Source organism: Paraburkholderia caledonica NBRC 102488 (assembly GCF_000685095.1).
GTDB lineage: Bacteria > Pseudomonadota > Gammaproteobacteria > Burkholderiales > Burkholderiaceae > Paraburkholderia > Paraburkholderia caledonica.
Window position 1 is genome coordinate 1 of record NZ_BAYE01000047.1, and the last position, 11,011, is coordinate 11,011.

Sequence of the window (11,011 nt, forward strand, 5' to 3'; positions counted from 1 at the left end):
AAATTATGTTATGTCAAATCAACCGGATAGGTGGCCGGCTCACACAGGCAGCCACATGGAACGAGCTGTCTTCCGGCGCCACAGGTGTCCCTGTTGTTCAATTGCCGGGACGCCGATACCGCAACTCCCTCTGGCTGCGAATGGCGGCCACCAGTACAACGTCCAGCTCAGCCACAAAACGATACAGCGCAAGATACCCATGCGCTCCATTCGAAATGACCAGCTCGCGCACAGCGCCGGGGCGACTCACAGGCCGTCCAATTTGAGGACTCGTCTGAAGGATGTCTAGCGCGCGAACAATATCGTCAATGTGTTTTGCGGCGCTCGCGGGATTGTGTTCAAACAGGAAGTTAAAGATCCGGTCAAAATCATCGCGAACTTCAGGCGCCAGAACTATTCGCGCCATCGCTTGACCTTTGGTGTTTCCGGATCGCGCCCTGCGGCCCGCTGGCCCAGATAGTCGCGCATGTCGGCCCACTCAATCCCGAGGCCGTTCTCCAGCATGTTTGCGAGGCGATCGTTACCTTCAGTGAGGAACTCCCGACGCAGTTCTTCGCTGGCGACCCTCTCGGCAATCGCCTCCAGCATGAAGCTGTGGGCTGTAGTTCCCGATTCTTCAGCAAGTCTTGAGATCCGGTCGCGGAGTTCGGGCGGAAGGCGGAGCGTCGTGGTAGACATAGAGACCTCTCGTGTGTCACATCTGTGCTACATCATACCCTCTCAAGTTTGCGAGTGCATGCAGTCATCCGAACCCAAGCGGGTAAACTACAGTGAAAACGTCAAATCGCGAACTTGGCTACTCTTCAGCCCGTTGGTCCTCACACACCTGCCGCTCGCGCAGCGCGCCGCAGCAACCGCATATCGGTCAGCCACTCCTCACGCGCCCCGATTTCAACATGAGCAAAATCGGGATGATCGGAATTGAGCAAATAGCTGGCTTCAGCACGAACTACTGCACTGGGAACGGCCAGCACGGCAGTGGTGCGCCTCTGCGACCACGTCGTCCCGACCTGCTGCAGTTCAGCGCGCGCGGAAATGTCCCGCCAGTCGGCAGGCAAACTGGCTGGATCGATCCGTTCCACGATAGTTTCGGGGAATCTGGCTGGAATCATCACATAATGCGCACGCAACGGCGAATCCTGGACCAGCATCTCCAGAAGCGCCAGCGATTGCGTTTACGCCGTGTACACCATCGCGACGCCTTTGGGATTCCACCTGCCACCGTAGAGTCGTGCGCCCTCTCCCGAGAAAGCGGTATCCGCATACCGCTGGGTGACCACCCGCCACACGGTGAGCATCACGCAAAGACGCCATGCTCGATGCGCCCCAGCGTGTCCATCACACTATCGGCGCCAATGTCAGTATCCACGAGGCTGAGGGGCGTCGCGCCCTCCAGCGCAGCGATCGGAGTCTTAAGCCACGCGAGTGCCGGGTCAAGAGCCTCGAAAACCTCCGCGGCGCGCGCGACCACGCGCGCAAGCCGCAGCAGCTTTGCTGACTCTTCACGACTCAAGACACCTTCGCGCTTGCGACGTGCCAGAGTCCGCTCAGGAATATCGAGTGCCTGCGCCAACTCCGCTTGCGATAATCCGATCGATCTGAGCATCGCGTCGAGCGCCTGGGACGAAATCCCATGGCGGACCACGTCCACCCACTCAAGACCCGACCGGGGCGCGCGTGGGAAGACAGTGCGGCCTTCGAGCAGTGAGTCGGCTGACACCCTTCCGATAAGATTCACGAGTTTACCTTCTGCCATTTGTCATTGATTTTTACACCAAAATGGCAGAATCCCATCGGCCGCTGTCCTATCCGATGCGCTGGCACGACGAAGCCGGCCGCCCGAAAAGGATATAGTGAACATCCGTGTTGCTACCGCTTCCGGGAGGTGCAACCTTATTTATGCCGAAGCCAAACGCGGTGAACAGGTTGCCCGGGTCCGAATCTGTCAGTGGCGCCTGCCGAATAGTTACGTAGTCACCGTATCGGTCCGTACCCACATCGCTACCGGTCGTGATGTATGCAACGTAATCTCCCCAGAAACCGACCACATGATTCTCGTAGTTGCCGTTGCCGCCGTACTCAAATGAAATCCCGATTTCCCCGGTACAAAAGTTCGTCGACAACGCCGGATAACCGAATGCGTAGCTGTTATTCCAGATTTGCACCTGCTGGATCTTATTGAAATTATTGCTCCGGTCGAGCGCCACCATTTCCACGTGAGGCTGACTGAAGTTATTGCCAGTCCCTGCGGTCCACGCAAACCATATCTGATTTCCTGAACGCGTTGCGCCGATGATGCCGTTTCTCGGGAAGGAGTTTCCGTTCGGACCATTGAAGTTCTTCGCGAGCCAGTCTCTGCCATCCGGTGTCGTAGAGGTTGGCGCGTTGTTCGCCCAGCTGGAAATGCCGACATCTCGCCAGAAATACGTGTTCGAGCCTTCTGCCAATGAGAAAACCCGCAATGTGGCGTTGCCGTTGTGACCCGCCCAGAACACTTCCCCACCTGTGTTCTGTGTGATGTGATCACCCCATGTAATCGACTGAGGCCCGTTCGAAGGATTAGTGAAATCGAGCGTGATGGTCCCTCCTGCCTGAATTCCAGTCAAGGACGTTCGAACGACCTGAAATCCGGTGGTGCAGCCGGTGGGACAACCATTGCCGTCACCCGCGTCCCAACTGATATACAGCGAGTTGTTCCCTACGGACAGATCGGGATAGTCGAAGCCGGTGCCGGCGGGCTGACCAAAGAGCTGCGGTGTCAGGTTCCAATAGGTCCAGGCCGTACCACCGCTGCCTTTGATGTCTGCGGGACTTGCCATCGCCAGCCGGTAACCGGTGCCCTGAAGCAGCCACACGAACCGGTCGATGCTCGGCACGTACTGGACAATCTGATCACAGCAAAATCCGACCGCGTCGTTGGGAAATATCTTCGTTGGATCCAATTGAGTAAACGTATTGCCACCGTCGGTCGAGTAAGCAGCGAGCCAGTTTGCTGTGGCGAAGACAACTCCCCCGCCGGATGCACCGCTCGGCTCGGCGCAAACCGCGGCGGAATCGCCGCTGCAGTTGACGCCGGCGGACGTCGCATTCAACCCGTTGTTTGCTTTGAACGTAATCGCTGGTGGATCGCCAAAAGGAGCAGGCATTGCCCCTGTACTGGTGGGTGTTGGCACGCCCGATACAAACGGTGTCGTCGGTACGGGAGGCGCTGCCTGATTGACGTCGTTATCGAAATGAGGCGGCTGATGGGGAAACCTCCCGCCCTTTACGGTAGAACTTGGAATCTGAATGGTTCCTACGTTGGCCTGGCCCGGAGCATCAGGTGGCAAAACAATGACCTGCTTCACGGAAAAGTCGCGCCGTTCCGCTTCGTGGTGCTTGTCTTTATCCTTAAGTTCGTGTTTCTCTTCATGCGCGCGCATATCACGAGAGAACGGACTATTTCGTACACTCGCGCTGTCTTCCTCATTGTCCTTTTTTTGTAATTCGTAAGTGCCGCGCACAATGAGGGCGTACTCTTTTCCTGCAATCAATTGACCACGGCTGAAACTGGCCTCAACGATTGCGCCTCTCCCGGCTCTTATATTGCCAATGCGCAGTGGAAGCGGACTTAGCAGGGCGGCAGCGTTGAGATGGATCGTATCTATCCTGACGTCGATTACATCTTTTCCACTCGTGTTCACAAGCTCAGCGGCAACCTGAACCGTGTTTGGCTGTCCGAGTGCCGCTCCCGGCGAACCCAACTCAAAGACACGTTTCAACTGTTCTGCAGTAGAGTCGACGACAGCAACAACGAGAAATGACATCAACAAAACTTTCAGCCACGACAAGGCTTTGATGGAGTGTCTCACGTTCATGTCTGCCTCCGCTTCTATCCGGCGTCGACGACGCTGCCGGTGACGACCCCACTGTGTGCTAGCAAAAAGGTGAACGACTGCAATCAGGCCGGTACACGAAATTCGTCCGGCCAATGTAGCGAGACAACGCGTGAAATTTTGGACTGTCTACCGTCCGCAGAAAACAACGGGGAGCACGGGTCGGGCAGGAATGGAATTTTGTGAATATTGTCCAACGGGTGCGTAGAACCATGATAGTTCGCAGCGGTTCGATTTCAAGTCTCATCCTACCTTTTTGCCCAAACCGTCTGACGTTGACCGTGTAGATGTCTGATGAAAACGACATCATGCTTTCCCAATCCTATCGACTTAAGCCGGCAGAGGCTTGTAAACACGGGGCTAAGCGGACTTCTAGCGGCAAGCGTCAGTTCAGTATAGATATGTCGACCGATCGCGTATCCGACGACCATGCGGCTGCACGCATCGAGTATGGCCGCAAGAAACGCAACGCCCGACGCTAGCGCCACGTAGGTGATGTCCGCAACCCAGACCCTGTCCGGCGAGTGCGGGATGCTGTTTCGATACAGATTTAAGAAGACGGGGCAATTGTGTCGACTGTCCGCGGTGCGCACGAACCGGCGACGACGTATTGCGCCGAGGTCATACTGGGCGCATCACTCGAGCAGTCCGCTTGTGATTGACGGCAATGCCGCGGGCAGCGAGGTCTCGTGTCACGCGCGTTCGGCGACGCCAAGGTGCTGGAGATCGTCGAGGGGACCTCGGAAATCCAAAGAACGATCGCGGCCGCGCATCGACCAGTGTGAGCAGTCGAGAATGAAACCATTCGCGATGGAGGTGGAAGTCGACAACCTACCGGGCGCCCAAAAGGATTAACGTACCCGATCGCGCAATTGTATTCGACGAAACTTCGCGTTTCGATGAAGGGATCTGGTGCAAATAGGTGGCAGATCCGAGATCTGCTCAATAACTAAGGAAGTCTTATTTATTGAGCAGGACGGCACTCCAGACAGATGGTGCAGCGGTATCCTTGAGCCCGAGAGCACAGAGGGCGAACTGGCCCTTGCGAATACGATGCATCAACTCGATGCCTGAAATCGTGATCGCGGCACTCCTGAACCGTTTGAAGCCGAGCATCACGTTTGTTCTGGACTTGATGTTCCGATGGTCCTGTTCGATCAGGTTGTTCAGGTACTTCGAGGTTCTGACCTTCGTGTCTTCAGGCAGAAGACCATCGGCCTTCATCTCTCTCACCGCGCGGTGCGAGGCCGCATAGCCATCGAGCGTGATGGTCTCCGGCGACTGGCCCTGATGCCTGATGGCCTTGCTGAAGAAAGCCTTGGCCGCAGCCACGTCGCGCCTCGCCCTGAGCACGAAGTCCACCGTCTGGCTAGCCCGATCCACCGCCCGGTACAGATAGATCCATCTGCCGCGAATCTTCAGATAGGTCTCATCGACGCGCCACGAGCGACCCGCAGGTGCCGCAAAGCGGTTCCAGCGTTCGACGAACTCCGGGGTGAATCGCTTGACCCAGCGCATGATCGTCGTGTGGGCCACCGACAGACCGCGCTCGACCATCATTTCAGCGAGATCTCGAAAGCTAAGCTTGTAACGCAGGTACCAACGCACACAGAGGACAATAACTTCGCGATCAAGGTGGCGCCCCTTGAACAATCTGTCGATGTCTCTCAGCTTACGCATCGGCTCGCGCCCATCAAAAAATCGAGCGTAACAGATCGACGCATCCGATTTGCACCACAACCTGGCTGACTTGGTGCCAACCAAATCACATTGCGGGCACCAAAGTGGACGACGTATTGAATGGGCGTGGCAACAGCGGGCCGTACAAGCGGCCGAACTTCCCGATGGAGTTCAAGCGACAACTGGCAGAGCAGTCCTTCGAAGCCGGTGCGTCGGCTGCGTTGGTCGCCCGCCAGAGCGACATCAACCCCAATCTGCTGTTCAAGTGGCGCCGTCAATATCTCCAGGGTGCTTATGGTTTGCCGGCGGTGCAAGCAAACGCGGCGCCTGTATCGCAGCAGGGAACGCAAACACTGTCGTTGCGCGTGACGGTTATCGATGATGTTGCGAAGCCGCATTCTGTACCATCGGCACTGACCGCTACGCCCGATGGTGGGGTCTGCGAGTCGAGTTCGACGCGTCGGGCCAGGTACGTCATGATGGGGCAACTGAAAAGCGGACAGGACAAGCTCTTCTACTCGTTCAACCTCGACAACCACGTCCCGCAATCGCACCTGTTGAGAGGCATCGACCCCTTCCTTGATCTACAAGATCTACGCCAGCACCTTGCACCGTTCTACAGGCCGATGGGTCGTCCATCGACTGACCCGGACCTCATGGGTCCGCATGTTGAACCTAGGTTATTGCTTGATGGATCTGAAGCAGTTCTGGAGCGGGTATTTTTCGCACTCGAACGCACAACTGGTTGAATTTGGCGCGCCGGCGCTCCTTGAGCTGTTGTCCTGGTAAGGGGACGCGAAGAGAATCAATCGGCACACTTGATGCACACAACGACAATCGCCACATGCCAGTTGCGGTGGCCCCGCTCGCTGGTTGCGCAATGAAACCCGCCATCGTCAAGAATGCAGCACCTCCCCACGACGGCCCGGTCGTCCGGTTACGACTCGCTCCCAGGCCATAGGCACGGTTTTGGTTGGCCAGGCGACGGCGCTAAACTATGTGAGCGCCCGTCGCGAAGAGGCCGATCATCGCTCATCGCCTGGATGACGGCCTAGCCGCGGCAACTCATGCGAAATACGTCGATTTGAACCGGGTCGTACGCGCGACGGGATCGCCGCAAATGCGGCTTCACGGGCGTCGATGTGGTTTCGCGTCTCCGTATCACCGTGACGCGATCCTGTTCGACTGGTGCTGAAGTCCGTAGATTCAGCTGCTGATGTCCGTTAAAGCGCGAATCGTGGGAGCCGTTAAAAAGGCTGAGCGATGGGAGTGCGGTGAAGCGGGCTGAGGTCATGCAGTTTCACAGGCGCCAGCAGCGAAGTCCAGGATCCCCAAGCTGGCAAACGTCAAACACTTGTTATCGAACTCGAGAACGATCGTGCATCGGATGGTGCCGCAGCACCAGCGGAACTAGCAGAATTAGTGCACCCACTAGCAGAAATGGCGAACTTCAATAACTACACGCGGAGGTACGCGAACCGTCGCGGCGAAAAGCTTGTTAGCGCCGTGCGTGTCCGTCATGTCAGCCTTTGCATCACGCCGGCAGTGCGAACACGTGAAGCGACCGCTCCTTCGCCCACGCCGGGCTGTTCTTCTCCGCCTTGTCGGACACCATTACGAGTCGGTCGTCGCTCAGCCACGATACGCCCTCCACGTTGCCGTACACGACCCGATCCTGAGCATCGCGCGGGAACCGATAAATCGTCCCGCCGTCCTCCACGGCGAACCCCTTCGCCGCAAGCTTCCCAATCCAGAGTGCCGAGGACGACTGCGACACCACGGCGATGCGATCGCCCGAGACGGCCACGCTCGCGTAGTCGACAAAATGGACGTCCTTCGGCAGCCGGATCACATCCACGTGTGTCCAGTGATGCGGCCCCCGCTGGAAGATGTGAATCCGCCCTCCGCCCGGACGTCGCCCCTCCGCACCCCCACGGCAGTGATTTCCCTCGCACAGGCCGAGGAGAAACGGCTCGCCGTCGCGCACAAGGCAACTGAGCCCTTCGAGGCCCTTGTTCTGCGTTTCGAGAATCAGGTCCAGAAACGCCCGGCCGAGCGGAGTGCCGTGGGGCGCGTACTCGAGCACTTCCGAAAGAAGCTGACCGTGATGCCGCACGGCTTCGACGAGCACGAAGAAGTGGCCGCTGACCGGATCGAACGCGATGTCCTCCCGGTCCTGCGCATGGCCGCCCACGCTCGCGTCGAGCATCCGGTTGCGCAGCGAGCGTCCGGACCAGTCCTCAATGCGGGCGATCGCCGAGGAGTCGTCGAAGATCAGATAGCAGGCGCCGTCGTGGACGCACACGCCGCTAGGTTCCAGCGACGATGCGCGAACATCGTCGCCATCAGGACGGTCGAGCAGATCGGCAACCTTCGCCTCGACGATGAGTTCAAGGGGTTCGGTAGAGCGGTGTACGCTGGTCATGGTGCGGGCGGAAGTGGTTCCATGACGGCCGGGAACGTCGGGCCGCTGCCTCCCCTCGCCGATCCTGCCGCCCTCAGCTTGGCGACTTGCGCCTTCGCGCTGTCGAACCGCATCCGCACGTAGTGGATGATGCCCGCCACATGGGTATCACCGTGTCGCAACTCATATTGCTGATCGGCGGCCAGATAGACCTCGTGGTTCGTGAACTGCCGCCCGGTGAACGGCGGACCATCGGGCGTCGTGGATTCGAGGTAGGCGGCCTGCGCGACACGCGGCCATAGCGGCGCACCTGCGCTTCCGCGCATGCGGGCGTCGATCGCGTCGGGCGTGAACTCGGTGGCCAGCAGTTGCTCGATGGCGTCGAGGTAGTAGCTGCGAAACTCGGTGTTGGAGACCAGATTCTGGACGAGCGGAATGCGCGAGCGGGCGTCGGGATGGCCGCCCTTCGCGCAGTAGCGCGCCGTGTTGGACGGCCAGTCGAGGATGTCGGTGTACTGCCACTCAGTGTCGAAGTAGTCGATGCCGAAGCTGTTGTCGTAGTCCCAGGGAATGAAGGTGAAATACGGCTTGTCCATGAAGCCATCTGCCTTGCCGTCGAGGCCCGAATTGTAGAGGTAGTAGTTGGCGGGCGTGGCGAAGTAGTTGTCCCAGCTTCCGATGAGCAGGTTCACGGCAGCCCAGCGCAGGAACGCGCGCACATTGAAGATTCCTTCTACCGATTTGCGGAATGCGTCGGTGTCGAATCGTTTGTCGCCGCCCGGCAGGCCGACGCCGTTGATCACCCGCACGAACTGAGCGAGATCGTCGAAGGTGTTCGCCGCCGGATCGTCGCTGTTGCCCTTCAGACGATACGTGAGGTTGTCGGGATCTTTGCCCGCATACTGCCGCCCGCTATCATCACCGCCCTCCCCGATACGCTGCTCCAGCGTCGCGCAGCCGATGTCGCCACAGTACGCCTTGTAGAGGTTGCCCTTGTGGTTGGCACCGAAGTGGTCTTGTAGGAACGGCTTGTCGACTTGCTCAATGAGCGAAAAGAGACCGAAGTAGAAGTCGTCGAACCCGAGCTTCGCGTAGGTGTGCTGAGACGCGGGCACGCCGGCGCGGGCGAACAAGCCCCACGCCAGTGCCTCGCGCATCTGCGACGGGTCGTTGTACATCGCCTTTAGGTTGAAGCGGTGCATGCCGAGCAGAGCGTCGTGGCCCGGGTCATCGGACTCCATCTCGACCTTCCAGGACCGCTTCGGCGCACGCAGCGTGCGATTGCCGCTGTTCATCAGCGAGAACGAAGCGGTGGAGAACAGCACGCCGCCGCTGCCCGGAGGTGGAATATGGCGGGCGTCGTGCGGATCAGTGCGCCAGACGGATAAACGTGCGCCCTGCGGCGCCGTCATCGGCTTTTCCGGCGTGAAACGATCGTGCGGCCAGCCGGTGACGTGCACGAGGTACATCGGCTCCGAGAAAACGTGCGGCTTGTCGAGCGCCGCCGCCTCGTAGTGCGTGATGGCGTCACCGGCCGCGGTCGAGCGGCCCGCGCCGTCGACCAGCGGCAGATCGTCGCCCGGCGCGCCAGCCTGATTGCGCAAGAGATCGAACAAGGCCGACAGCTCGGCCTTTCTGGTGAGGACGCCATCGCTCGGCCCCTGCGTGCGGTTTACTTGTTCGGCGAGCTCGCGCGCAGTGCCGACCGGGAGATCGCCGATCACGACGGCCCGGTCCTTGAACCGTGCCAGGAAGGCCGCCTTGTTCATGCTCTCCTCCGGTGCGTCGCCCGCGGTGCCTTCGATGACGAGCCGTAATCGTCACCCTGAAAACGGGCGAACGTAGCAAGCGTCGGACTATAGAAGGCGTTCGAATAGCGGTAGCGGAGCTCACCGAGCAAGCCGGCGAAGACCCGCGAGAGTCTTGTATAGGTACGAAACCCTTCCGCACCGGCAAATCCACTCAGCAGTACTTGCCACGACGTGCCAAGCGGCACGAGAAACACCTTGTTCACCGTCCCGGCCAATGACTCGTCCGAGAGCTTGTCAACGGAATCGCGCGCGCGACTCACATTGTCGTCGTAGGTAAGCCCTGCGTTGATGGTTAGGTTGAGTGGCTCCAGCGAACGCTGATCTTGGCTCGCAGCACCCGCCGGGGAGCCACCCGCATTCGTGGCCAACGCAGTGTCGGCCATCGCCGAGACGGGCAGCAGCAACGCGAGCAGCCCGCCATGCGAGCGCAGCAGTTGCGACCTTCGCTGACATGGGCGTTCGTCACGACGAGGGCCGGGCGAACGTTCGGGACGCGTGATCCAGAAGGCAAGGCTCATGGCACTCCCGCTAAAATGCGTTGGCACGAAGTGAAGCGTGGAAATGGCCTCTAATTCTCATGCATGATCGCTGCATTTACAGTAGTCGCTCGGATATGAAGTTGCAGGAGTTTTTTATCTCCCGCGTTCATCCGTAATGCCAATAACCGGAATCGGAACGGACCCCAACCACCACGCCCTAAAAGCCTGGTTCTCTTTAGTAATCGCTTCAATGCTGCAGGTTAGAAATTTACGCTGGCGACGGGGTATGGAACGAACATGCCGCCACCTGCGAACAGCGTTGATACTTTGCTTCCGTCGAAGCTCGCGTCGACGATGATCTTCTCTAGTCAACACACGAGTGGAGCAGCCGACTCTGGAACAATAGCGTGTCCGTCAGCATCCCGTCGTCTCCGTAACGTAGCGTAAGGCGACGCTGAACGGCTGTGGTGCAAACTGAATAGGCGGGCGAGAAACCGCCCATGTTTCGGAGACCTCAACGACCTGAAAGAACCGCCATCCAAATCGAGGGCGAAGTGGTATCTTTGAGATGCATGCTGGTGAGATCAAACTGGCCTTTGCGAATGCGATGCATCAGTTCGATGCCGGAGAGGGTAACGGCGGCGCTATGGAACCGCTTGAACCCGAGCATCACGTTCACCCGCGATTTGATGTGGCGGTGATCCTGCTCAATGAGGTTATTCAGGTACTTCGAGGATCGCAATTTCGTTCGCCTGGGTAGCG

At 58.9% G+C, this 11,011-nt stretch carries 11 protein-coding genes and 3 pseudogenes; 3 read left to right on the forward strand and 11 right to left on the reverse strand.

Translation table 11 applies throughout. The features are described 5' to 3' along the window. Window positions 1–97: 97 nt before the first annotated feature. The 6 genes and pseudogenes from BCA01S_RS33915 to BCA01S_RS39725 all read right to left on the reverse strand — a co-directional run bounded on the left by BCA01S_RS33915 (window position 98) and on the right by BCA01S_RS39725 (window position 4,468). Window positions 98–406, reverse strand: coding sequence for a type II toxin-antitoxin system RelE/ParE family toxin (locus BCA01S_RS33915; protein WP_027780644.1), 309 nt, complete (start codon window positions 404–406; stop codon window positions 98–100). Continuing rightward, window positions 394–678, reverse strand: coding sequence for a CopG family ribbon-helix-helix protein (locus BCA01S_RS33920; RefSeq protein ID WP_027780645.1), 285 nt, complete (start codon window positions 676–678; stop codon window positions 394–396). Before BCA01S_RS33920 ends, BCA01S_RS33915 begins: the two co-directional genes overlap by 13 nt. Before the next feature lie 140 nt (window positions 679–818). Beyond that, window positions 819–1,298, reverse strand: a pseudogene (locus BCA01S_RS36320) (RES family NAD+ phosphorylase). Next, window positions 1,298–1,756, reverse strand: a complete 459-nt coding sequence (locus BCA01S_RS33930; protein WP_042320462.1) for an Xre family toxin-antitoxin system antitoxin — start codon at window positions 1,754–1,756, stop codon at window positions 1,298–1,300. The pseudogene BCA01S_RS36320 and the gene BCA01S_RS33930 overlap by 1 nt, the downstream one beginning before the upstream one ends. A 49-nt stretch (window positions 1,757–1,805) precedes the next feature. Then, window positions 1,806–3,857 (reverse strand): hypothetical protein, encoded by a 2,052-nt coding sequence (locus BCA01S_RS38350; RefSeq protein ID WP_156955203.1) that lies wholly within the window; start codon window positions 3,855–3,857, stop codon window positions 1,806–1,808. A gap of 266 nt (window positions 3,858–4,123) precedes the next feature. Then, complete coding sequence (locus tag BCA01S_RS39725; protein WP_425176922.1) at window positions 4,124–4,468, reverse strand: DDE-type integrase/transposase/recombinase; 345 nt, start codon at window positions 4,466–4,468, stop codon at window positions 4,124–4,126. 96 nt (window positions 4,469–4,564) lie between these two features. Between BCA01S_RS39725 and BCA01S_RS38355 the strand changes: the two genes are divergently transcribed. Next, window positions 4,565–4,660, forward strand: coding sequence for an acyl-CoA dehydrogenase family protein (locus tag BCA01S_RS38355; RefSeq protein WP_255218499.1), 96 nt, complete (start codon window positions 4,565–4,567; stop codon window positions 4,658–4,660). 175 nt (window positions 4,661–4,835) lie between these two features. Here the strand turns inward: BCA01S_RS38355 and BCA01S_RS33945 are convergent, their stop codons facing one another. Continuing rightward, a complete protein-coding gene (locus BCA01S_RS33945) occupies window positions 4,836–5,555 on the reverse strand; it encodes an IS6 family transposase (protein ID WP_027780649.1) in 720 nt (239 codons plus the stop codon). 164 nt (window positions 5,556–5,719) lie between these two features. On the opposite strand from BCA01S_RS33945, the pseudogene BCA01S_RS39730 reads away from it, so the two are divergent. Both BCA01S_RS39730 and BCA01S_RS38365 read left to right on the forward strand, forming a co-directional pair. Further along, window positions 5,720–5,803, forward strand: a pseudogene (locus BCA01S_RS39730) (IS66-like element accessory protein TnpA); the annotation flags it as partial. Between the two features lie 228 nt (window positions 5,804–6,031). Further along, window positions 6,032–6,242: pseudogene (locus tag BCA01S_RS38365) on the forward strand (transposase); the annotation flags it as partial. Between the two features lie 847 nt (window positions 6,243–7,089). Here the strand turns inward: BCA01S_RS38365 and BCA01S_RS33955 are convergent. The 4 genes from BCA01S_RS33955 to BCA01S_RS33970 form a co-directional block, all read right to left on the reverse strand. Next, entirely contained in the window at window positions 7,090–7,980 is an 891-nt protein-coding gene (locus tag BCA01S_RS33955) for a hypothetical protein (protein WP_027780650.1), read from the reverse strand. After that, entirely contained in the window at window positions 7,977–9,728 is a 1,752-nt protein-coding gene (locus BCA01S_RS33960) for a CotH kinase family protein (protein WP_027780651.1), read from the reverse strand. Before BCA01S_RS33960 ends, BCA01S_RS33955 begins: the two co-directional genes overlap by 4 nt. Next, window positions 9,725–10,288: a hypothetical protein gene (locus BCA01S_RS33965; RefSeq protein WP_027780652.1), complete on the reverse strand. Its 564-nt coding sequence runs from the start codon at window positions 10,286–10,288 to the stop codon at window positions 9,725–9,727. The genes BCA01S_RS33960 and BCA01S_RS33965 overlap by 4 nt, the downstream gene beginning before the upstream one ends. A 475-nt stretch (window positions 10,289–10,763) precedes the next feature. After that, window positions 10,764–11,011 (reverse strand): DDE-type integrase/transposase/recombinase (locus BCA01S_RS33970; protein ID WP_027780653.1); only part of this gene is annotated, 248 nt, incomplete at its 5' end.